This is a genomic window from Amycolatopsis sp. MtRt-6 (assembly GCF_017308975.1).
Taxonomy (GTDB): Bacteria; Actinomycetota; Actinomycetes; order Mycobacteriales; family Pseudonocardiaceae; genus Amycolatopsis.
Window position 1 is genome coordinate 643,910 of sequence record NZ_JADWPD010000001.1, and the last position, 21,571, is coordinate 665,480.

Sequence of the window (21,571 nt, forward strand, 5' to 3'; positions counted from 1 at the left end):
AAGGGGCGGCACTTTCCCGGGAAAGTGCCGCCCCTTCGTCGTGTTCAGACCGATTCGGCGACCGAGCGCCGCGCTGCCCACTTCCGGGTCAGGGGTTCCGCGCCGGCCCACAAGGCGAACAGCCCGCCCAGCACCACCAAAGCCGTCCAGTACGCCGCCGGGGGTGCCGACTCCGTGTGTGCCTCACCGAGCACCCACGGCCGGAACTGCGACTGCAGCCAGAACGCCCCGTACCCGAACGCAGTCACCAGCAAGGCCCCCGCGGCCGCACGCACCACGCCGCTGCTCATCGCGAACGCCAGGTCGACCGCCAACCCCACGAACACCAGGTAGAACGGCACCGTCGACACCGGAAAGCCCATCCCGAGCAGCAGCGGCCACATCACCGACCGATAAGCCACGTACGCGAGCGCCACCGAAGTCGCCGCCCAGCGGAAGCCCAGTGTGTGCCGGGCCAGGACCAGGATCAGCGCCATCACGCCGATGCCCCACAGCGGGTACACCCACTCCGGGATCGGCATCGTGAAGTGCAGCACCGCCGTCCGGTCGACCGGGTGGCCGATCTGGTTGGCCGCGAAGTCCAGCAGCGACTGCTCCGCCTCCGGCTCGCCGCGCTCCCACGCGCGCAGGCCGAGGATGCCGTACTCCTGCTGGCCGTTCGGGAAGAACGTGTTCTCCAGGAAGAACGCCCACAGCCCGAGCAGCACGCCCGTGCGGAAGCGGCCCGGGGGCGAAAACCGCAGCCAGCCCAGCAGCACGCCCGCCTGCATGATGCCCGTGCCCAGGTACAGCATCATGTGGGACGGGCTCCACGCCGTCAGGTCGAGGCCGTTGACGCGGTGGTTGATGACGTCCAGCGGCGCCGCGATCAGGAACGTCAGCAGGCCGATCTGCATCAGGCGCAGCGACCGCTTGTCACACCCCAGGCCCGTGTAGCTGTGGATCGCCACCAGCACCACGATGATCACCGTGCCGACGGTGTTGATCAGGTGCGGCGGGGCCAGGTCGTCGCGCAGCCACATGAAGTGCCACGACATGTCCCACGACGAGCCGACCAGCTTGAACGCGAACGCCGCCAGCCACATCCCGTAGCAGAACCGGAGCACCCAGTCCGGGGTCGGCTGCCCGGGGGCGCCGCGGTGCCAGTGCCGCGTGAAGAACAGCCGTGTCTTGGCGACGGGGCTGCGCGGGATCACGTCCACCGGGACGTCGACTGCCTTGGCCATGCCGGACATCATGGCCGGTCATGGTCACGAGTGGGCCAAGACCGTGGCAAACGACGCGAAAATCCGGATTCACCCTTAGGGGTGGACGACTTGCTTTCGGCGGCTCCGGCTTGGCAGGGTGTCGCGCCATGATGCCGAAACGAGTCGTCGCGGGCGTGCTGGTCGCCGCCCTGGTGCTGGCCGGAGCCGGGGTGCTCGGAACCCTCTTCCTCTGAGGGCACAATGGGCGGCATGACGCACAACCTGCTCGGCCCCGAGCCGACGCTGCTGCCCGAGCACACCGCCGCCCAGGCCGCGCTCGACGCCGGGACCGACCCGGCCACCGTCGCCGCCGAACACCCCGACTACAGCGAGGCGTGGGCTTCGCTGGCCGAGAAGGCCCTGGACGCGGGCGAGACCGTCGCCGCGTACGCGTACGCCCGCACCGGCTACCACCGCGGGCTCGACCAGCTGCGCCGCGCGGGCTGGAAGGGCTTCGGCCCGGTGCCGTGGTCGCACCGCCCCAACCAGGGGTTCCTCCGCGCCCTCGCCGTCCTGGGCAAGGCCGCCGGGAAGATCGGCGAGACCGAGGAACACGAGCGCTGCCGGACCTTCCTCGCCGACTCCGACCCCGCCGCCGCGGAAGCCACCGGCCTGAAGTGACCCGCCCGGTCGTGAGTGAGAAACAGTGTTCTAACGCTGTTTCCCACTCACGACCTGCTGCGGGAGACCTCAGAACCAGCCGCAGTTGACCGGTGCCGGCAGCCCGGCGAAACGGCCCTCCAGCCAGGCGAACGCCTCCGGGTACGCCCGCACCGCGCCGAGCACGTGCGTCGGCACCAGCGACGTGCTGAACTGCACCTGCACACCCTTGCGGCACCACGTCCGGCCCAGGTCGCGGTCCTGCGCGTAGGGCACGATGTCGTCGAGGGCGCTGTGGACGATCAGCACCGGGGCCGTCGGCTTCAGCGAGCCGATCTTCTGCTCGGCCACGCGCGACCGGTACGGCTCCTCGTCGAGGTACGCGACGAGCGAGCGGCCGTCGTTGGTCAGCGTCGACGACCGCGTGAACGCGTGCGCGGCGATCGCCTCCACCGTGCACTCGGTCCGGACCTGCTCGAACAGCTGCTTCCCGCGCGCGTTGAGCAGCGCCGGGATGTTCAGCTCCGGGTACGCGTAGTTCATGCTCACCAGCGCGAACCCGAGGAAGCCGACCGCGTAGTGGCCGTCGAGGTTCTTCGCGACCTCGGCGAGGTCCGCCGGCACCGCGCCCGCGTACGCGCCCTTCAGCTTCAGCTCCGGCGCGTAGCTCGGCTGCAGCTCCGCCGCCGCGGCCGACGCGCCGCCGCCCTGGGAGTAGCCCGCGATCGCCACCGGGCCGTCGTCCGGCAGGCCCGCCTCCGGCAGCCGCTGCGCCGCGCGGATCGCGTCGAGCACCGCGTGGGCCTCCGCCTCGCGGTTGACGTACGTGTGGTCGCCCGGCGTGCCGAGCCCTTCGTAGTCGGTGACGACGACGCCGTAGCCCCGCGCCAGCAGCCCGGCGATGAACGGGCCTTCGTACTCGAAGCCCGCGGCAAGCGCTTTCGACGGCGCGCAGTCGTCGCCCTCGCCCTGGGTGCCGACGGCGTAGGAGACGATCGGGCGCACCCCGCTGCCGTGCCACGCCGACCGCGGCGTCAGCACCGTGCCGGTGACGGCGATCGGCGAGCCGTGCGTGTCGGTGCTGCGGTACATGATCCGCTGCACGCTCGCGTCGGCCTTGATCAGCTGGATCGGGTCGATGTAGAACGTCGACGTCTCGTGCCGGATGACGTCGCCGTTGCTGCCCGCCGGCAGGGGTGACGGCGGGTCGTAGAACGACGTGGCGGACGCGGCAGGCGGGCTGAGCGCGGCCAAGGCCAGAATGGAAACTCCTGCGACGGCCGCGGACAGGGCGCGGCGGGGGAAGATACGCATGCGTGCTCCTCGTTGAGCAGGGCGGGTGCGCGGGGGTAACACCTTTTTTGACAGAGGTGTCGGAAAAAGAATCACGTGAGGTGGACCACCATGTCAAGCCCGGCCCCACGCGGGCGGCCGCGCAAGCTCCCGGTTTCCGAGCAGCGCGCCCGTGTGCTGCAGGCGACCGCGCGGGTCGTCGCGCAGCACGGGATGCAGGGCGCGACGATCGAGCAGATCGCCCGCGAAGCCGGCGTCTCGCGCCAAGCCGTCTACGAGCAGTTCGGCGACCGGGCGACGCTGTTCGCCGAGGTCGTGGCCGAAACCGAGGAGCGCGCGTTCACCGCCATCGCGGGCCCGTCGGTAGCCGACGAGCAGCCAGGCCTGCGGGCCTGGGCGAGGGCCAACTACGCCAACATGGTCACCTTCGTCGCCGACCACCCCGAGGGCTACGGCGTGCTCCGCGCGGCCGAGCGGGCGGGCGACCCCGCTCTCACCCGGTTGAGGGAGAGACTGGCCGTCGTCTACGCCGAAGCCAGCCGCAAGCGGTGGGCCGCGCACGGCATCGACTCCGGCCGTGCGGACCGCGCGCTCGTGACGCTCTTCTTCGCGATGACCGAGTCGCTGGTCCAGGCCACCTGGGACGGCGAGCCGCCGGACCAGGACGCGCTGATCGACCTGCTCACCGAATTCACCGTGGGCGGCGTCGCCCGCCTGCAGACCAAGGCGAGCGACGTCATCGACCGGTTGCGGTAGGGCGCTAAGCCGCGGCCAAGGCCGCCGCGGCCGACCCCACCACCCGATTTCGCCCGCCGTGTTTGGCCGCGTACACGGCCGCGTCGGCGGACGCCATCACCTCCTCGATGGACGAACCGTCCAGCGGGTAGGCGGCGACGCCGATGGACGCCGTCTGCCGTTCGATGTCGACGGCGGCGCCCTCGTTGGTCGTGGTGCTGATGACCAGCTCGCTGACCCGTTGCCGGATCCGTTCCGCCGTGACGATCGCGTCCTCCTTGGACGTCGACGGCAGCAGCGCGACGAACTCCTCGCCGCCGAACCGGCCGACCAGGTCGTGCGCCCTGGTCTCCTGCTTGACGACGGCGGCGACCGCCTTGAGCACGTCGTCGCCCGCGAGGTGCCCGTAGGTGTCGTTGATCCGCTTGAAGTGGTCGAGGTCGATCATCATGGCGCCGAAGCTGCCGTTCTCCCGCTCCGCGCGCGAGATCTCGCGCTGCGCGCCGTCCTGCCAGGTCGTGGCGTTGAGCAGCTGCGTCTTCTGGTCCGTCGTGGCCAGCTCTTCCAGCCGCTTGATCAGCACGGACCGCTGCAGCACGTACAGCGGCAAGATGACGAGGACCGACAGCAGCGGCTCTTCGTTGAGCACCATCACCAGCAGCGCACCGACGCACAAAGTGGACAGTTCGAGCAGGTTGTCGTCCATGTTGCCCAAGCAGGACACCGGGGTCGCGTTCTTCGGGTCGGCCAGGTAGAGGCCGAGGCCGGTCAGTGCGGTGTTGACCGTGAAGAAGGCCAGCGCGGCCAGCGTCACCGTCGCCACGCCGCTGCCGATCGTCATGTGACCGACGACACCCGCGGAGAAGGCCGAGAGGATCATCGTGGTCGCGTTCGCGGCCACGCGGTGAAATTCACCCGGACGGGTGCCGGACCAGCTGCGGAACGCCAGGTAGACGTACAGCACGACACCGAGCGCGGCGATCAGCTGGGCCGGCAGCAGCAGGCCGGCGGGCAGCAGCCACACCGAAGTCATCGAGATGTAGGGCCCGTTGCTGAGGATGCGGCGCTGCCGCTCCAGTCGCCTGCTGACCTCCGTCTGCGCCACGGCCAGGGCTGTGAGCAGCGCAAACGTGCCCAGCTGGGCGACGGTGACCGGCACGGTCAGCAGCGAAACGGCCGTCCAGCTCAGCATGACCGTGATGGCGGTCAGCGTCGCGATGATCCAGTCGCGGGGGCGGGTCCACAGTGCCCAGCCCCGCGCCCAAGAAATCAAGTCTTGGCCGCGCTGTTCCCCCGATGTGACCATTTTTCCCCCAGACCCTTGCGTGGTTGTACGGTGACAAAGTACTCACGGACAGTTTCAGACCGTTCGCCCGCTGTCCACAAGGGCTTTCGGTGTGTACTTTTTCTTTGACACCGGAACGAGAGGTGGCCAGCGATGCGCGGCAAAGAACAGTGACCGCACAGCGCACCGCAAGGTCGCGCAGGTCGAGCCCACGCGCGGGGCATGTCATGCATGTTCGGCGCGTGCGGCTTCTTTGTCGATCCATCGGTCCGGCTCGCCCGACAGCGCCCGGGCCCACAGCACCGCCAGCGGCAGCGTGAGCACGATCCCCACGATGCCGAAGATGCCGACCGTCGCGTGCGGCGTCAGCTGATCCGCGAGCACGCCGCCGATCAGCGGGCTGATGCCCATCATCGTGGTCAGCCCCGTGTTGGACAGGCCCATCACCTGCGCGCGCTGCTCGTCGGGCACGGCCAGGGTCAGTGACGCGGTCGCCTGCAGGAGGCAGACGGTGCCCAGGCCGCCGGAGATGATGAACAGGACGATCGACGAGACCGGTCCGGGGTTCAGGAAGCAGAGCACCAGCGGCACGGCGCACAGCGCCGACAGCGGGCCGATCAGCTTCGGCCGCAGCCGCGCGGGCACCCAGCGCGTGTAGACGAAGGTCGCGATCACGCTGCCGATCGGGTCGGCCGCGAGCAGCAGGCCGATCGCTTCGGGGCCACCGCCCGCCGCCGAGACGTACGGCGCCGCGATGCCCTCGTAGACCGGCAGGAGTCCCATCAGCCAGGTGAACAGCACCAGTGTCCGCAGCGGCGAGCTCGCGAACGCCGTCCGGCCACCGCCGCCGAGCGTCGCGAAGAAGGACTTCCGCCGCTCGCCGGTCGCCGCGGCCGGCCGGGCCCGGAGGCCGAAGCGGATGAACAGCGCGGACAGCACGAACGTGGCGGCGTCGATGATCAGCGCCACGTGCGGGTCGAGGGCGATCAGCAGCGCGCCGCCGCCGGCGAAGCCGAGCAGCTGGGCGCTCTGCACGGTCATGCTCCGGATGCCCATCCCGACCACGAACCGGTCGCCTTCGAGCACCTGTGGCAGCAGCGCCAGCTGGGACGCCTTGAACGGCGGGTTGACCAGGGAGACGCCGCCGACCAGCACGCACATCAGCCAGAACGGCATCCCGGGCACGGCGACCAGCAGGATCAGGCCGGCCCGCAGCAGGTCGACGAGCACCATCACGCTGCGGCGCGGGAAGCGGTCGGCGAAGCCGGTCAGGAAGATGCCGCCCAGCAGCGACGGCGCGTAGGTCAGCGCGTAGGTCAGGCCGGTGAGCGTCGCGGAGTTCGTCCCGGTGAACACGAGGATCGACAGCGCGACCCTGGCCAGCTGGTCACCGGCGATCGAGAGCAGCTCGCCGAACCACAGTGCCCGGAACTCGGCGACCCCGAACACCTCGCGGAACGTGACGCGATCCGGCGGTGCTGCCATGCGTTTTCTCCCGACCTCTTGTGCAGACCGCGTCCGTCGCATGACCAATGGTGACGAGACGGACCAGTCGGTCATGAGGCAGTCACGGTACGTGAGTTACCCCAGCCAGTGTCCCGTGACTGTTGGTAAATCTCTAGGTTCTTTCGCCGGTATCCAAGGTGTCACGGAGCTTTCCCGAACGGGTCAGACGATAGCCCGCAGTGTCTGACCGGTGGCTCAGGAGTCACCAATGGATCATTCCGTACCGGCTGGTCGGTCGCCAGAGGCAAAAGTAGCCACCTCACGTTCGCGAGGTGGCTACCGGGGCAGGGCGGCTCAACTGCGGCCGCGCGACCGCTCGATGACCTCGATCGACGCGCGGACCTGCTCGAAGGTGGGCGGGACCGCCCGGTTGAACACGACGGTCAAGGACCGGCGCGGGATGACCACGAACTCGACGTCGACCCCGGCCGCCTCCGCGGCGGCCTCGACGACGTCCCGCCAGTGCTCGGGGTCGATCCCGTCCGGATCGGCCCATTCGTGGGCGAAGATCGCCCAGTTCCCCCGGAGGAGGGTGCCGACCACGTCCTGCGCGGTGTGGACGCGGTGCGGCGAACCGATCTCATCGGCCAAGTATTCGCTGGTGGCGGTATGCGGCAGAGGCCCGGGCGCCTCGGTGGACGAAGGTCAACATCGCTCCTTTCGCCGGTGTACCCCAGGACTTCGGAGCCGACGGCGTCGTGGATGGGTTCCGCTCCGTGAGAAGGCGTTCCGGCACCGGAAGTCCGGCGTAGCTTCGGGGTCGTGGCCGATCTCGCGCCGTTCACCCTGGCTGTCGTGGGCGCCGGACCTCGCGGGGTCGGCGTCCTCGAACGGCTCGGCGCGAACGCCGCGGAACTCCTCGGCGGACGGCGGCTCGAGGTGCACCTGATCGACCCGTTCCCGCCGGGGCCCGGCCGCGTGTGGCGCTACGACCAGTCACCGCTGCTGCGGATGAACTCCATGCCCGAGGACGTCACGATGTTCACCGACGAGTCGGTGCGGATGGCCGGTCCGGTCCGGCGGGGGCCGTCGCTGCTGGAGTGGGCGCGGCAGGTGCGCGCCGGCGGGCTCGAGGCCGACGTGCCACCCGACGTCGTCGCCGAGCTGACCGCGCTCGACCCCTTCGACTTCCCCACCCGGCGCCTGCAGAGCGCCTATCTGAGCTGGGTGTACCGGAAGGTCGTCGACGACCTGCCCGGCGGCGTCGACGTCGTCGAGCACGCGGCCCGCGCGACCGGCGTCGACGGGGACACCGTCCGGCTGTCCGACGGAACGGCGATCGCGGCGGACGCCGTCGTCTTCACCGTCGGGCACCTCGACGCGGAACCCGACGATCGGGAGCGCGAGCTGGTGGCGTTCGCCGCGCGGCACGGGCTGGCCTACTACCCGGCCGGCTACACCGCCGACGTCGACTACGCGGGTGTCGAACCGGGCGAAACCGTGCTGGTGCGCGGGTTCGGGCTGGCGTTCGTCGACCTGATGCTGCTGCTGACCGAGGGCCGCGGCGGCCGGTTCGAGGACCTCCCGTGCGGCGGCCTCCGCTACCACCCGAGCGGCGCCGAGCCGGTGCTGCACGTCGGCTCGCGGCGCGGGGTGCCGTACCACGCGAAGATCGGCTACCGGCTGCGTGGGAAACCTTTGCGGCTGCCCAGGTTCTTCGACGCCTACGCCATCGACGCGCTGGCCGGCGACGTGCTCGACTTCCGCCGGGACGTCTGGCCGCTGGTCGCGAAGGAGCTGGCCTGGGGTTACTACAGCGAGCTGTTCACCGGGCACCCGGACCGCGTGCGCATGGACTTCGCCGTGTTCGCCGACGCCTTCGCCGACCTGGACTGGGCTTCCCCCGCCATGCGCGACCTCGTGGCGCGCGCGGTGCCCGCCGAGGCCGACCGGCTCGACCTCGACCGCCTGGACCGCCCGATGGCGGGTCGCGCCTTCGGTACGGCGGAGGAGTTCGGCAAGGAACTGCGCAAGTACGTCGAGGCCGACCTGGCGCGCCGGGCGGACCAGGAGTTCAGTGCGGACCTGGGTGCCTTCACGGCGCTGCTGTCGGTGTACGGCCAGGTGCCCACTCTGGTCCAAAAAGGACGGCTGAGTGCCGGATCGCAAGTGTCCGATGTGGACGGCTGGTTCCACGGCTTCTTCTCCTACTACGCCAGCGGTCCGCCGCCGCGCCGCCTGGAGGAGCTGCTCGCCCTCCAGGAAGCCGGGCTCGTTTCCTTCGCGGGCGCGGAAATGCGGGTGACGGCGGAGCGCGGCGTCTTCGTGGCGTCGTCGACGAGCCACCCGGAGACGGTCGAGGCACGCACGCTGATCGAGGCCCGGCTGCCGGGCCCGAGCGTGACCCGCGCGGCCGACGGCCTGCTCCGGCAGCTGCGCGACGCGGGCGAGCTGGCCGAGGAGACGGTGGCGGACCCGGGGACGGGTGTCGCGCTGCCGTCGGGCCGCATCCACACGCGGGTCGCGGACTCCCGGCTGCTCGACGGAACGGGACGTCCCCACCTGAACCGGTTCGCGGTCGGACCGCACACGAGCGCCCGCTCGGCGGCGGCCTTCACCCGGCCGCGGACGAACGCGCTGTCGTTCCGCCAGAACGACGCTGTGGCACGGGAGATCCTGGAGCTGGTCAGCCAGCCCAGCTGACCAGCTCGCCCAGTACTTCCTCCGGCGCGGGCATCCCGGCGATCTCGGCCGCGATGCCCCGAGCGACCTCCCGCGCCACCGAGCCGTCCAGCAGCTCCCGGGCCGCCGCCTCGATCGCGTCGATCCGCACGGCGTCCCCCACCAGCGCCTTCGCCGCGCCGAGCGCCGACAGCGTCTCCGCGTTGGCGAACTGGTCGGCGCCCTGCGGCAGGACCAGCTGTGGCAGACCCGCGGCGAGCGAGCCGAGCACCGTCCCCGTGCCGCCGTGGTGCACCACCAGGCCCGCGTGCTCCAGCACCTCGGCCTGCGGCACGAACCCGGCGACCCGCACGTTCCCCGGCACCGGGCCCAGCGCCGCGGGGTCGCCGGGGCCGGTCGCCACCAGCACGTCCACCGGCAGCCGCGACAACGCCGCGATCGCCCCGCGCAGCACCTGCGTCGCGCCGAAGACCACCGTGCCCAGCGTCAGGTACACGAAGCCGTCCGCCGGGAGCGGTGGCAGCGGAACGTCCGCGTCGTACGGCGTCGGCCGCATCCGGAACACCTTCGGCACCGCCGCCGGGCCCGGGTCGCGGACGCTGTCGGGCCAGATGTCGACGCAGGCGTCGCCGAACATGGCGTCCGCCGGCGACGTGCCCCAGAGCGGCGCCAGCCGTTCGGCCGCGACCGCGCGCACCTCCGGCGGCATCGACCGGCCGATCACGTGCGAGACAGCCGGGATGCCCGCCTGCCGCGCCACGGCGCCGGCCCCGACGTCGCTCTGCTCGTAGACCACCAGATCCGGCCGCAGCCCGGGCAGCAGCGGCCGCAGGTCGGCCATCGTGGCCCGCGGCAGCAGCTCGGCGAACATCGTGATGCCGAGTTCGCGGAAGCCGGCGTCCGCCCCGTGCCGTCGCTTGGCCTCGGCCTCCGCGTCACCGATGGCGATGCCCACGCGGTGGGTCTCGAAGCCGAGCTCACGCACCTTCGGCACGAACGCCTCGCCGGTGCCGAAGACGACCTCGTGCCCGGCCGCGCGCGCCGCGTCCGCCAGCGGGAGCAGGGGAAAGAGGTGGCCGTACGCCGGGCGGCACGAGAAGAAGATCCGCACCGCCCGAGCGTACCGGCGTCAGCAGCGGTTGAGCATGTCCGTCAGGGCGGTCTTCTCGGCGGAGTTGATGGTCAGCTTGAACTTGTACTTCACCGCGACCCACATCTTCGCGTAGGTGCACCAGTAGCCGACCAGCGGCGGCTTCCACTGGTCGGGCGATTTGTCGCCCTTCTCCTGGTTGACGTTGTCCGTCACGGCGATCAGCTGCGGGTCGGTGAGGTCGTTGGCGAACGCCTGGCGCTGCGCGGTCGTCCACGAGGACGCGCCGGTGCGCCACGCGTCGGCCAGCGGCACGACGTGGTCGATGTCCACATCGGACGCCTGAGTCCAGGTCGCGCCGTCGTAGGGGCTGACCCACTTGCCGGAGGTCGCGGCGCAGCTGGAGTCGGTCACCACGTTCGTGCCGTCGCGCTTGAGCACCACTTCGCGGGTGTTGCAGCTGCTGCCCTGGTCGATCCAGTGCGGGAACTTGTCCCGGCTGTAGCCGGTCTGCGAGCCGTCGGCCTTGACGGTGAGCGCGGCGAGGTTGGACTTCGCCGTGGTGGCCGAGGGGATGCCCGGCGGGGTCGCGTTGGCGACGCCGGCCAGGGTGCTGGAGAGGACCGCGGTGACGGCCAGCACAGTGAACGAATGACGAACAGCACGCCTGGTTGGCATCTTGCTGCCTCCGTGTCAGAAGTGGGGACAGCTAACCCTGAAGCACGGGAGTGGCGTGTACAACACGTATAGGTGACATGTTGCTGTCCGTCAAACGGCGCCCCGGACCAGCCGCAGGTCCTCGGTGTGCCGGTACCAGGTCCACTTGTTCACCGCGCGCTCGAAGACGACGTCGTCGCGCACCGGCCGGGTCGGGATGCAGCCGATCTGGAACGCCCGCGAGTACAGCGTGGACGGCCGCTTGAAGATCGTGCCCTTCACGACGCGGACGGCCAGGCCGGGGCCGCCCGGGTCCGGCAGCACCTCGATCGACGCGGCCGGCCCGCGCAGCGCCACCTGCTCGTCGGCGTAGGCCACCCCGCGGACCAGCCGCAGCTGCCCGCGCCCGACGAGCACGCCGCCGACGTCGTCGCGGATCAGCGGCACCGGGTCGACCTCGCCGCGCAACGCCAGCGCGAGCGCCCGCAGCGGCGTCTTCGGCAGGTCCCAGAGCGCGCCGACGACCGAGTCCGGCGACGACGGGACGAACCCGACCGACACGCCGGAGAGCGCGTCCTTCCGGAGCAGGCGCAGCACGACCGCGGCGAGGTCGGCGTCCGTGCCCGAGACGACCAGATGATCGTGTTCGCCCAGCAAGGGGTCGATTTCCGCCTTGCCGGGACGGCTCGGCACCCGGACCGACTCGACGTCGTCGACGTCCTCGAAGCCGGCCGCGTCGTCGCCACAGGCCACCACGATTCCGCGCACCCGCAGGTCCTCCGTTACAGTCATGCACCGGCATTTAGCAGCGCCACCGGTGTCCGTCCGGGACACTAAACCTCAGTCGTCGAACACCTGGAGTGTCACATGCCGGCCATCGTGCTCATCGGTGCCCAATGGGGAGACGAAGGCAAGGGCAAGGCCACCGACCTGATGGGTGACCGCGTCCAGTGGGTCGTCCGGTACCAGGGTGGCAACAACGCCGGTCACACGGTCGTCCTGCCGAACGGCGAGAACTTCGCCCTGCACCTCATCCCGTCCGGCATCCTGACCCCGGGTGTGACGAACGTCATCGGCAACGGCGTGGTGGTCGACCCCGGCGTGCTGCTCGACGAGCTTTCCGGCCTCGAAGCGCGGGACGTGGACACGTCCAAGCTGCTGATTTCGGCCGACGCGCACCTGATCATGCCGTACCACGTGGCCATCGACAAAGTCACCGAGCGGTACCTCGGCAGCCGCAAGATCGGCACCACCGGCCGCGGCATCGGGCCGTGCTACCAGGACAAGATCGCCCGCGTCGGCGTCCGCGTGCAGGACCTGCTCGACGAGAAGATCTTCCGCCAGAAGGTCGAAGCCGCGCTGGAGTTCAAGAACCAGGTGCTGGTGAAGGTCTACAACCGCAAGGCGCTCGACGCCGACCAGGTCGCCGACGAGGTGCTGGCGGCGGGCGAGAAGTTCGCGCACCGCATCGCCGACACGCGCCTGCAGCTCAACCAGGCCCTGGAGCGCGGCGAAACCGTGCTGCTGGAGGGGTCCCAGGGCACGCTGCTCGACGTCGACCACGGCACCTACCCGTTCGTGACGTCGTCGAACCCGACGTCCGGCGGCGCGAGCGCGGGCTCGGGCATCGGCCCGGGCCGCATCACGACGGTGCTCGGCATCCTCAAGGCCTACACCACCCGCGTCGGCTCCGGCCCGTTCCCGACCGAGCTGCACGACGAGTCCGGCGAGTACCTGCGCAAGCAGGGCGGCGAGTTCGGCGTGACGACGGGCCGCTCGCGGCGCACCGGCTGGTTCGACGCGGTGATCGCCCGGTACGCGGTGCGCGTCAACGGCATCACCGACTACTTCCTCACGAAGCTGGACGTGTTGTCCGGCCTGGAGAAGGTTCCGGTGTGCGTCGGCTACGAAGTCGACGGATTCCGCACCCAGGACATGCCGATGACGCAGACCGACGTGCACCACGCGATCCCGATCTACGAAGAGCACCCGGGCTGGTTCGAGGACATCTCCGCGTGCCGCACGTTCGAGGAGCTCCCGGCGAACGCTCGCGCGTACGTCGAGCGCCTGGAAGAGCTGTCGGGCGCCCGGATTTCCGCGATCGGCGTCGGCCCGGGCCGCGAGCAGACGATCGTCCGGCACCAGTTCGTTTAAGTCAGCTTCGTGCTGACGGGCGTTTCGTTCCGGAACAGGTCGAGCACCGGGCAGTGCTCGTCGACCTCGCGCTTGAGGTCTTCGTAGCGCTCCCGGCTCGCCGGGCCTTCGAGCTCGACGGACACGCGGACGTCCCCGAAGCCGGGCCGCGTGTTGAAGGAGAAGCCGAAGAAGCCGTGCAGGTCGAGGTCCCCGTCCACGGTGACCTTGACGGAGTCGAGCGGAATCCCGCGCTTCGCCGCCCAGAACTGGTAGGTGATCACCTGGCAGGAGCCGAGGGCGGCGAGCGCGTACTCGACGGGGTTGGCGGCCTGGTCGGTGCCGCCGAGCGCGGCCGGCTCGTCGACGGTGAAGCTGTGGTCCCGCACCTTGACCTCGACTTCGGTCCGGGTCCCGGGCTTGAGGGCGTTGCCGACGCTGAAGGAGACGGCGGCGTTGTGCGGATCGGCGTCGACGGCCCTGCGGGTGCCTTCGATGACTTCGGTCAGCGACATGGGCTCTCCTGAAGATCGTGATTTCGCTTCAGGGTGGGGGATTTCACTCCCGGGCGCTCGGGTTCTCATGCGTTGGGAGCCGGGGTGTCCGGCATGCGGAAGCGCTTGCTAGCCCAGGCGGTTCGGGATAGTCGCCGACACCGCCAGCTCCTCCAGGTCCAGTTCCCGCAACACCTTCCGCAGCACGTCGTCGTCGAGGCGGCCCGCGCGGTTCTCCTCGATCATCGCCTTGCGCTGGGTGATCAGCAGCTCGCGCCGGGCCTTCGCGAACTGGGCCTGCGGACTCCCCGAATGTTCTTCGCCGGACAGCGTGATCGCCGCCTTGGCGAACCGGTAGCGCATGTCGATCAACCGCTGGAGCCGGTCCTTGAGCCGGTCCACCTTCTCCGGGGGCAGGTCCAGCGAAGCCAGCCGCTCGCGGCTGAGCTCGCGCAGCCGTTCCTGCGCTGCCTTCTTCGCCACTTCGCGCGCGGCGAGTTCTTCGGCCTCGTCACGGGCGGCCTCGGACGGGTCCTCGACCTTCAGTGCCCGGATCAGCGGCGGCAGCGTCAGCCCCTGGAGCAGCACCGTCCCGATGGCCACGGTGAACGCGAACAGCTGGATCTCCTCGCGGCCCGGTGTCCCGGCCGGCACCCCGGCCGCCGCCGCCAACGTGACCACCCCGCGCATGCCCGTCCACGAGACCACCGCCAGTACCCGCCACGACGGCGCCGCGCGGCCGCGGCCGAACAGCCGCATCGCCCGTGGCAGGTACGCGGAGACGAACACCGCGGGAATCCGCACCAGCATCGTCACCGCCAGGACGGCCACCGCGACCAGCGCGAGCGTGCCGTTGTCTCGGGCCGCGTGCTGGGCGCCGTCCAGCACGAACGGCAGCTGCAGCCCCATCAGCGCGAACACCAGCGCCTCCAGCAGGACGTCGATCGACGCCCACACCGATCTGTCCTGCATGCGGGTCGCCGGTGACGCGTACAGCGAGCGGTGCCCCAGGTAGAGGCCGGCCGCGACGACGGCGAGCACGCCTGACCCGCTGAAGTCGTCGCCGAAGGGGTGCAGGTGCTCGGCGGTGACGTACGCGGCGAACGGCACGATGATCCCGAACGCCGACTCCATCAGCGGGTCGTCGAGCAGCCGCCGGATCAGCACCACGACGACGCCGATCGCCAGGCCCACCGCGATGCCGAGCGCGGTCGCCACCCCGAACACCGCGAACCCGTGCCCGGCCGAGCCCGCGGTGCCCGCGACCGCGGCGAGCGCGACCTTGTACAGCGTCAGCGCGGCGGCGTCGTTCACCAGGCTTTCCCCGGTCAGCACGGCCATCACCCGCCGGGGCAGGCCGAGCTTGCGTCCGATCGCCACCGCCGTCACCGCGTCCGGCGGCGCCACGACCGCGCCGAGGACCAGCGCGGACGCGAACGGCACGTCCGGCAGCAGCAGGTGCACCACGACGGCGACGACCACCGCGGTCACCGCCACCAGCACCACGCCCAGCGCGATGATCGGCCGCAGGTTGGTCTTGAAGTGCGTCAGCGAGCTCTCGAGCGACGTCGAATAGAGCAGCGGCGGCAGCACGACGGTGAGGATCAGCTCGGGCTCCAGCTCCAGCCGCGGCACGCCGGGGATCAGCCCGACGCCGAGCGCGACGACCACCACCAGCAACGGCGCGGACAGGTTCCAGCGCCGTGCGATCGCCGTCAGCGCGAGCGAACCGGCGAGCACGCCCATCAACGTCAAGATCTCCACAGCCCGATCTTTCCGCAGGTCGCACGGCCTTGCTCGGCTTCCGGTGAGCGGAAAGGCGCTGGAAAGTGTCGGACCCCACATGCATGCTGTTCGCAATACGCACACCTGTGCGGAACACGCGCACCTCCGGAGGTTCCGATGTCCCCTGGTACCCGCGGCTGGGTCGTGCCCCTGGCCTGGACAGCCGTCCTGCTCGACGGGTTCGACCTGGTCGTGCTCGGCACCGTGCTGCCCGTGCTCCTCCGCGGCCACGTCTGGGGCCTGACGCCCGCCACGGCGTCGGTCGTGTCGACCGTGGGGCTCGCCGGGATGATGCTGGGCGGGCTGGCGATCGGCACGGTCACCGACGTCATCGGCCGCCGGAAGTCGCTGATCATCTCCGTCACGCTGTTCTCGCTGTGCACGCTGCTGTGCGCGTTCGCGCCGTCGACGTTCGTCTTCGGGTTGCTGCGGTTCGTGGCCGGGCTCGGCCTCGGCGGCTGCCTGCCGACGGCGATCACGCTCGTCACGGAGTACGCGCGCCACGGCAGGTCCGGCAGCGCGACGACCACGGTGATGACCGGCTACCACGTCGGCGCGGTGCTGACCGCGCTGCTGGGCATCGTGCTGATCGCGCCACTGGGCTGGCGCGCGATGTTCGTCGCGGGCGCGCTGCCCGCCGTGGTGCTGGTCCCGCTGATGGTGAAGTACCTGCCGGAGTCCGAGACGTTCGAGCGGGTCCGCGAGAGCGAGCGGTCGGCCGGGCACGCCGTCGCCGGGCTGTTCCGCGGCGGCCTGCTGCGCGCGACGATCGCTTTCTGGGTCACCTCGTTCATGGGCCTGCTGCTGGTCTACGGGCTGAACACGTGGCTGCCGGAGATCATGCGCCAGGCCGGCTACCCACTGGGCGCGGCGCTGAGCCTGCTGCTGACGCTGAACGTCGGGGGCATCGTGGGCCTGCTGGTCGCGGGCCGGGTCGCCGACCGCGTCGGCATCCGCCCGTCGGCGATCGCCTGGTTCTGCGCGGGCGCGGTGTTCCTCGCGCTGCTGAGCGTGAAGCTGCCGGCGGTGGGGCTGTACGCGGCGGTGTTCCTGACGGGCTGTTTCGTGTTCAGCGCCCAGGTGCTGGTGTACGCGTACGTCGGCCGCATCTACCCGGACGCGATCCGCGCGACGGGCCTCGGCTGGTCGGCGGGCATCGGCCGGATCGGCGCCATCTCGGGCCCCCTCCTCGGCGGCGCGTTGCTGACGGCGGGAATCGCGTACCCGTGGGGCTTCTACGCGTTCGCGGCCGTGGGCGCCCTGGGCGCGGCAGCCGTGACGGTGGTCCGCCCCGGCCGCCGCTCCCCAGCTCAGGACAGCACCTCGGCAGCTACGGAGTCCCGACCTGCGACGACGTGAAAGCTACGGTCCCGGCCAGCCGTGACGGGCTGTCCGGGACCGGCTGTCAGGCGACCTGCTTCTCGCTCACACTGCCGGTTTCCGCCAACGCGCCGACGGGCTGGACCGCGGCCTTGCGCAGCGCAGCCCGGCGCGGGCTGAGCCAGCGTGACCCGGCGAACCGGATGACCCGCCACCGCAGCCGCGCGGCGATGGACAGCATGTGTTCCTGGTTGTCGCGCTTGGCGACCAGGTAGGCGAGCGTGTGCTCGCCCGGCTCCGGGATGAGCAACGGCCGTGGCCGCACCTTGATCTCGCCGAGCTCGAGGCCTTCCAGCTTCCCGGGGTTGTTGGTGAGCAGCGTGACTTCCTTGAGTCCCAGCTGCTTCAGCAGCGCTACCGCGTCGCCGTACGACCGCGAATCGGCCTTGCACTCCATCGCCGCGTACGCGGCGAACGTGTCGATGCCGGTTTCCTGGCAAAGCCGGTATCCCCGCGCCTTCGTCAGGAGACCGGCACCACGGCCTTCCTGATCCAGGTAGATGAGGACCCCGGAGTTCTGCTTGATCTCCTCGAGCGACTTGTCGAGCTGGTAAAGGCAGTCGCAGTTGGTGGATCCGAATATCTCGCCGTAGAGGCATCGGGACTGGATTCGCACGAGGCAGCCGTCCCGCGGTTCGCCGAACACCGCCGCGCACGCCGGATTGGGCTGCTCGGTACCGGCGAGGACGACGACCCGGAAATCGCCGTCCGAATCCTGCAATCTGTGCTCCACGACCTCGGTCACGGGTTCTCCACGTCGGATTTTCTCCACAGCCGGTCGACGTCTTCGGTACCGGGCATGGAGTCGGTGATCTCCTCGATCGTGAGGTTGGCGGTCATGGCCCGGATCGCCCATTCGAGGGCATCCCAGGTCAGGTCTCGGCCGTCCTTGAGGAGTTGGAAGGTCAGGGCCGCGGAAAACGCTTCGCGGGCCCCGGGAGTGTCTTCGAGCGGAACGTTCGGGCCCTCGATGTCCCTGGACCGGGTCCGGGACCGGATCTTGGCGCCGAAGTTCTCCACCACGCAGACTGTCTCCACGCCTAGGGTGAGCAGTTCCTCAGCCAGCGCGTCGACCGTGCCGGGGCGGTCCGGGTAGGACAGGAGCCCGCGCAGTTCGCCTTCACGGCCGACGAGGTAATCGACGCCGTGAAGATGCCGGTAAAGCTGTTGCGGCGTTGCCGTGGGTGGCGAAGCCTGCAAAAGAACCAGCGGTTTCGGTGATTGCCGGGCGGCCGCGTCGAGCGCCCATTGCACCGTTTCCACCGGTGGTTCCAAGGTGACCATGACCGCATCGGCGTCGGCGATTGCTTGTTTCGTGCGCGGTTGTTCGAATTCCGTGGTGGACAGCGAGACCTTACCCGTGTTCATCCAGCCCAAATAACGGGTTTCACCCCTTTGTGTCACGAGCATCAGGGCCCGCGGGTTCGCCTCTCCCGGCGTCGTCCGGATCAGCTCGGTCGAGAGGCCTTCTTGCTGCATGTAGCGCGTGAGCTCGCGTGCGGCCTCGTCGCCCCCGATGGCGGCGCAGAGCCGCGCGCGGAGGCCGAACCGCCGGGCGGCGACCGCCAGGTTGAGCCCCTTGCCGCCCGGGTGCTCCTCGAATGAGCTCGCCTGCACCGCAGCCCCGATTTCGGGTAGCTCGTCGGAGACCACGACCACGTCCGTCACCGCGCCCCCGACCACGACGATCGAGTTGCTGGGTTCACGGGCATCGGCGGCCGGCTCCAGCAGTGCTTCCGGACCGTGCACGCAGCGCTCGGCGAGCTGGAGCAGCGCGCGTGCCTCGACGGGACCACGCAGGGTGCGCACCGTCGGCGCCGGGGGAATCTCGGTCACGTCGAGCAGGCGGTGGTAGGTCTCCCAGTGCCGGGCGAGCGCATTGCGCCGCTCGCCGAGGTCGTCGGCGTACAGCCCACGCAGCTTCGGCCGGTCGGAGAGCACGTCGTCGAGCACGCGGAGGGCGAGCACCGCGTCGACGATCAGCCGGTCGGTCGGCTCGAGATCGCCGGCGACCCGGGTGACGACGTCGACGATGGCCTGGTCGGTGGACACGGCGTGCTCACGCGCGTACCGGCGCACGACGGGCAGGTCGGCGAGCAGCGCGACGTCGACCTCCGTCGCGCTGAGCCGCTCGACGGTGAGGCCGCTGCGGGTGCGCAACTTGAGGAAGACGTTTCGGACGCCCTCGACGGCGGCGTCGGGCTTCGCCATCAGCCCAGCCTACCCTTCCCCTGTCATTTGACCTCTTCAAGATGACACTTGTTGGACAAACTTCGGGCGACTCCATGGCAGGTCCACGAGTGTGCGTCACGATCGGTTCACCTGCCGCAGGCGAGAGTACCTCCTCCGCTAGTCCGTTCAGGTGTGACTCCCCGGTTTTGACCGGCGCTCGACTCCTCAGCGAGAGGGCGCCGAGGTGGTGGCCGTAAATGACCTGTCCGGTCTATCGCGGTGTCAATTGACATCGTTACTCGGCAAATGTCACCCTTGGGTTGCCTCATCGGCCCCAAGGAGGTCGCCATGAAGCCCTGCACCTTCGGTTCAGGCCACGAAACCCGTCTCGCCGACACGGCGTCCGCGCTGCGGATTCCGCAGGAAGACGCGCTGATCCGCGCCGGAACGCGACGGAGTCCGGCAATTGCCGTGCTGGGATTGCTGGTGCTGTCAGTCGCCGGGTGCGCCGTCCCTTCGAAGCCGGTCAGCTCCTCCGGCGGAGACCGCGTCGTCATCGTCGCGAGCGCCACCGCGAACGAGCCCCGCCCCGCCGTAACCGATATGGCCCGCAAGCTCCTCGTCGACGCCGCGAACAGCGGAAACGTCTCGTCGCAGGGCTCCGGCAACAGCAGCGTGGCGCTCGTTTCGGCCGCCGACGGTGCCGGCTCGCGCGAGGTCGTCCTCACGCCGAGGCGAGCGGACGGATCGCTGGAGCACGGGTTGCAACGACCGTCGCTCATCGAGCGCAACGTTCAGGCCGTCGCCGACACGGTCGCGGCCACCGCTGCCGCGCGGTCCGGGCTCGACCTGCTCGGGGGGATCGACGCCGCCGTCCGCGGGGCCGCTCCCGGGCGGCTGATCGTGGTGAGCAGCGGGCTGAGCACGGCCGGGGCCTTCGACCTGCGGCAGGTCGGGTGGGACGCCGATCCGGAGACGGTGGCGAGCCAGCTGGCCGCCAAGAACGCGTTGCCGCACCTCGAAAACTGGCACGTGCTGTTCACCGGGCTCGGCAGTGTCGCCGGCGCGCAGCCGCCTCTGCCCGGCCCCACGCACGACAAACTCCTCCAGTACTGGCAAGCGATCTGTGCACGAGCTCAAGCCGCCGGCTGCGACTTCGACGACAAGCGCGTCGCCGCCCACCTGCCACACGCCACCGTGGCCACGCCGGTCGTGCCCGTGCCAGGGGTGACATCGGTGGTCGGGCCCGCGGGCCAGGTCAGCACCACCGTGTCCGACAGCGCACTCGGGTTCTCGGGCGATTCCGCGGTGCTGTCCCCAGGCGCCCTCGACCTGCTGCGCACGCTCGCCGGGAGCATCACCGGGCGGCTGGCGGACCGGCCCGGCGCGGTGGTGACCGTTCGGGGCTACGCCGCCGATCCGCCGGGATCGACCGCGGCCGGCCGCCAGGCACTGGCCGACCAGCGTGCCCGCGCGGTGGCCGACGCGCTCGGCCAGGCCGGGGTGCGCCAGCGGGTCGACATGGCTGGGGTCGGCACCCAGCCCGGCCGGACGGCGATGGTGGGCGGCCGGTTCGACGAAGCCGCGGCAGCCGCGATGCGGCGGGTGGAGATCAATTACTAGCAGACGAGGAGGTACCGCCATGACCAGCAGCGACGAAACACGCAACCTGCCACTCCCGCAGCCGCGACGCCAACGGGAGGGGCAGCACACCGGGGGCTCCTCGGCGGCCGGTGACCGGCTGCTCGCCCGGATCCGGGAGCTGCGCTACCTGCGCGACCGGGTGATGGACGACCACGTCGTCGGCCCGCACGGGCAGAACCTGACGGTCGCCGAAGCCCACGCCAGGGCCGGGCTCCTCGACGGGCTGATCGAGCTGGAACAGGTGCGCGGCAGCCTGCGCCACCGCCGCGTCAACCGGCTCACCCGGGTGCTGACCCTCCTCATCGTCACCGTGGTCGACCTGCCGATCATGCTGTGGCTGGCCAGCTCGGTCTTCAACGTCGACTGGGCGGCCCCGCTCGGCTTGCCGCTGCTCATCAGCGTGGTGATCTCGGTGCTGGCCACCGTCGGCGCCGCGACCGCGTTGCACCACCTGGGTCACAACCAGCGCCAGCACAAGAACCACCGCCGCCAGTTGGAGTGGAGCAGGCTGTCCACCGGCGCGAAGCTGAGCTTGCTCACCGTCGGGCTGCTGGTGGGCCTGATGGGCGTGGTGATGTTCGTCCGGGTCTCCACCGAGGGGCTGCTGTCGGGGATGAACGGCCTCGCGCTGCTGATGGCGGTGCTCGTCGCGCTCGTCATGGTCGTGTCGGCGACGCTGGTGTTCTGGACGGCCTTCCGCGACGGCTCCCTGGAGCAGGATGACCTGCGCCACTACAGCGAGTGCGTCCGGCCACACCTGGCCGCCAAGCGCGAGTACGAGGACCAGGCCTACGAGCTGGGGTGCCAGCACGACCTGCTGCGCCGCCGCGCCGAGCGGGAGGACGCCATCGGCGCGCCCGCCGAGTGAGCGCGTCGTGGGGGGGGGGGGGGGGGGGGGGGGGGGCCGCCCGCCCCCCCCCCCCCCACC

Annotated in this window: 19 protein-coding genes; 7 read left to right on the forward strand and 12 right to left on the reverse strand. The window is 70.5% G+C overall.

What is annotated here, in order from left to right:
- Positions 1–44 precede the first annotated feature (44 nt).
- Positions 45–1,226, reverse strand: coding sequence for a hypothetical protein (locus I4Q55_RS03205; protein WP_206784455.1), 1,182 nt, complete (start codon positions 1,224–1,226; stop codon positions 45–47).
- A gap of 231 nt (positions 1,227–1,457) precedes the next feature.
- Here I4Q55_RS03205 and I4Q55_RS03210 point away from each other — a divergent pair, with 231 nt between their 5' ends.
- Complete coding sequence (locus tag I4Q55_RS03210) at positions 1,458–1,868, forward strand: DUF3151 domain-containing protein (protein WP_091304838.1); 411 nt, start codon at positions 1,458–1,460, stop codon at positions 1,866–1,868.
- Between the two features lie 69 nt (positions 1,869–1,937).
- Here I4Q55_RS03210 and I4Q55_RS03215 read toward each other — a convergent pair whose 3' ends face one another.
- On the reverse strand, positions 1,938–3,161 hold the full coding sequence (locus tag I4Q55_RS03215; RefSeq protein WP_206784456.1) for an alpha/beta fold hydrolase: 1,224 nt from the start codon (positions 3,159–3,161) through the stop codon (positions 1,938–1,940).
- Between the two features lie 90 nt (positions 3,162–3,251).
- Between I4Q55_RS03215 and I4Q55_RS03220 the strand changes: the two genes are divergently transcribed.
- Positions 3,252–3,896 carry a TetR/AcrR family transcriptional regulator gene (locus I4Q55_RS03220; RefSeq protein WP_191315828.1) on the forward strand — a complete coding sequence of 215 codons (645 nt, stop codon included), beginning with the start codon at positions 3,252–3,254 and terminating at the stop codon, positions 3,894–3,896.
- 4 nt (positions 3,897–3,900) lie between these two features.
- Here I4Q55_RS03220 and I4Q55_RS03225 read toward each other — a convergent pair whose 3' ends face one another.
- The 3 genes from I4Q55_RS03225 to I4Q55_RS03235 form a co-directional block, all read right to left on the reverse strand.
- A complete protein-coding gene (locus I4Q55_RS03225) occupies positions 3,901–5,064 on the reverse strand; it encodes a GGDEF domain-containing protein (protein WP_206784559.1) in 1,164 nt (387 codons plus the stop codon).
- A gap of 321 nt (positions 5,065–5,385) precedes the next feature.
- Positions 5,386–6,645 (reverse strand): MFS transporter, encoded by a 1,260-nt coding sequence (locus I4Q55_RS03230; protein WP_206784457.1) that lies wholly within the window; start codon positions 6,643–6,645, stop codon positions 5,386–5,388.
- 315 nt (positions 6,646–6,960) lie between these two features.
- On the reverse strand, positions 6,961–7,257 hold the full coding sequence (locus I4Q55_RS03235; protein ID WP_206784458.1) for a hypothetical protein: 297 nt from the start codon (positions 7,255–7,257) through the stop codon (positions 6,961–6,963).
- A 171-nt stretch (positions 7,258–7,428) separates the two neighbouring features.
- Here I4Q55_RS03235 and I4Q55_RS03240 point away from each other — a divergent pair, with 171 nt between their 5' ends.
- Positions 7,429–9,309, forward strand: coding sequence for an FAD/NAD(P)-binding domain-containing protein (locus I4Q55_RS03240; protein WP_206784459.1), 1,881 nt, complete (start codon positions 7,429–7,431; stop codon positions 9,307–9,309).
- On the opposite strand, the gene I4Q55_RS03245 is transcribed toward I4Q55_RS03240, so the two are convergent.
- The 3 genes from I4Q55_RS03245 to I4Q55_RS03255 all read right to left on the reverse strand — a co-directional run bounded on the left by I4Q55_RS03245 (position 9,293) and on the right by I4Q55_RS03255 (position 11,827).
- Complete coding sequence (locus tag I4Q55_RS03245; RefSeq protein ID WP_206784460.1) at positions 9,293–10,399, reverse strand: glycosyltransferase; 1,107 nt, start codon at positions 10,397–10,399, stop codon at positions 9,293–9,295. The genes I4Q55_RS03240 and I4Q55_RS03245 overlap by 17 nt on opposite strands.
- 18 nt (positions 10,400–10,417) lie before the next feature.
- Positions 10,418–11,056: an HNH endonuclease family protein gene (locus I4Q55_RS03250; protein ID WP_206784461.1), complete on the reverse strand. Its 639-nt coding sequence runs from the start codon at positions 11,054–11,056 to the stop codon at positions 10,418–10,420.
- 90 nt (positions 11,057–11,146) lie between these two features.
- Positions 11,147–11,827 carry a hypothetical protein gene (locus tag I4Q55_RS03255; RefSeq protein WP_242545130.1) on the reverse strand — a complete coding sequence of 227 codons (681 nt, stop codon included), beginning with the start codon at positions 11,825–11,827 and terminating at the stop codon, positions 11,147–11,149.
- 75 nt (positions 11,828–11,902) lie between these two features.
- Here I4Q55_RS03255 and I4Q55_RS03260 point away from each other — a divergent pair, with 75 nt between their 5' ends.
- A complete protein-coding gene (locus I4Q55_RS03260) occupies positions 11,903–13,189 on the forward strand; it encodes an adenylosuccinate synthase (protein WP_091304830.1) in 1,287 nt (428 codons plus the stop codon).
- On the opposite strand, the gene I4Q55_RS03265 is transcribed toward I4Q55_RS03260, so the two are convergent.
- Positions 13,186–13,683, reverse strand: coding sequence for an OsmC family protein (locus I4Q55_RS03265; protein ID WP_206784462.1), 498 nt, complete (start codon positions 13,681–13,683; stop codon positions 13,186–13,188). The genes I4Q55_RS03260 and I4Q55_RS03265 overlap by 4 nt on opposite strands.
- A 108-nt stretch (positions 13,684–13,791) precedes the next feature.
- Positions 13,792–15,426, reverse strand: coding sequence for a sodium:proton antiporter (locus tag I4Q55_RS03270; protein ID WP_206784463.1), 1,635 nt, complete (start codon positions 15,424–15,426; stop codon positions 13,792–13,794).
- Positions 15,427–15,564: 138 nt separating this feature from the next.
- Between I4Q55_RS03270 and I4Q55_RS03275 the strand changes: the two genes are divergently transcribed.
- Positions 15,565–16,806, forward strand: coding sequence for an aromatic acid/H+ symport family MFS transporter (locus tag I4Q55_RS03275; RefSeq protein ID WP_206784464.1), 1,242 nt, complete (start codon positions 15,565–15,567; stop codon positions 16,804–16,806).
- Positions 16,807–16,852: 46 nt separating this feature from the next.
- Here I4Q55_RS03275 and ribA read toward each other — a convergent pair whose 3' ends face one another.
- Together ribA and I4Q55_RS03285 are read right to left on the reverse strand one after the other, a co-directional pair.
- On the reverse strand, positions 16,853–17,572 hold the full coding sequence (gene ribA, locus I4Q55_RS03280) for a GTP cyclohydrolase II RibA (RefSeq protein WP_206784465.1): 720 nt from the start codon (positions 17,570–17,572) through the stop codon (positions 16,853–16,855).
- The gene (locus I4Q55_RS03285; protein ID WP_206784466.1) at positions 17,569–19,038 is read right to left on the reverse strand and encodes a carbohydrate kinase family protein; all 1,470 of its coding nucleotides are present in this window, start codon (positions 19,036–19,038) and stop codon (positions 17,569–17,571) included. Before I4Q55_RS03285 ends, ribA begins: the two co-directional genes overlap by 4 nt.
- Positions 19,039–19,347: 309 nt before the next feature.
- Between I4Q55_RS03285 and I4Q55_RS03290 the strand changes: the two genes are divergently transcribed.
- A complete protein-coding gene (locus I4Q55_RS03290) occupies positions 19,348–20,622 on the forward strand; it encodes a hypothetical protein (protein ID WP_242545131.1) in 1,275 nt (424 codons plus the stop codon).
- 19 nt (positions 20,623–20,641) lie between these two features.
- Positions 20,642–21,511, forward strand: a complete 870-nt coding sequence (locus tag I4Q55_RS03295; protein ID WP_206784467.1) for a hypothetical protein — start codon at positions 20,642–20,644, stop codon at positions 21,509–21,511.
- Positions 21,512–21,571 lie beyond the last annotated feature (60 nt).

Bases quoted from the DNA above. Each gene is read 5' to 3' on its own strand.
- I4Q55_RS03205 (WP_206784455.1), bottom strand. From the start codon at position 1,226: ATGGCCAAGGCAGTCGACGTCCCGGTGGACGTGATCCCGCGCAGCCCC.
- I4Q55_RS03210 (WP_091304838.1), top strand. From the start codon at position 1,458: ATGACGCACAACCTGCTCGGCCCCGAGCCGACGCTGCTGCCCGAGCAC.
- I4Q55_RS03215 (WP_206784456.1), bottom strand. From the start codon at position 3,161: ATGCGTATCTTCCCCCGCCGCGCCCTGTCCGCGGCCGTCGCAGGAGTT.
- I4Q55_RS03220 (WP_191315828.1), top strand. From the start codon at position 3,252: ATGTCAAGCCCGGCCCCACGCGGGCGGCCGCGCAAGCTCCCGGTTTCC.
- I4Q55_RS03230 (WP_206784457.1), bottom strand. From the start codon at position 6,645: ATGGCAGCACCGCCGGATCGCGTCACGTTCCGCGAGGTGTTCGGGGTC.
- I4Q55_RS03250 (WP_206784461.1), bottom strand. From the start codon at position 11,056: ATGCCAACCAGGCGTGCTGTTCGTCATTCGTTCACTGTGCTGGCCGTC.
- I4Q55_RS03255 (WP_242545130.1), bottom strand. From the start codon at position 11,827: ATGACTGTAACGGAGGACCTGCGGGTGCGCGGAATCGTGGTGGCCTGT.
- I4Q55_RS03260 (WP_091304830.1), top strand. From the start codon at position 11,903: ATGCCGGCCATCGTGCTCATCGGTGCCCAATGGGGAGACGAAGGCAAG.
- I4Q55_RS03265 (WP_206784462.1), bottom strand. From the start codon at position 13,683: ATGTCGCTGACCGAAGTCATCGAAGGCACCCGCAGGGCCGTCGACGCC.
- I4Q55_RS03275 (WP_206784464.1), top strand. From the start codon at position 15,565: ATGTCCCCTGGTACCCGCGGCTGGGTCGTGCCCCTGGCCTGGACAGCC.
- I4Q55_RS03285 (WP_206784466.1), bottom strand. From the start codon at position 19,038: ATGGCGAAGCCCGACGCCGCCGTCGAGGGCGTCCGAAACGTCTTCCTC.
- I4Q55_RS03290 (WP_242545131.1), top strand. From the start codon at position 19,348: ATGAAGCCCTGCACCTTCGGTTCAGGCCACGAAACCCGTCTCGCCGAC.
- I4Q55_RS03295 (WP_206784467.1), top strand. From the start codon at position 20,642: ATGACCAGCAGCGACGAAACACGCAACCTGCCACTCCCGCAGCCGCGA.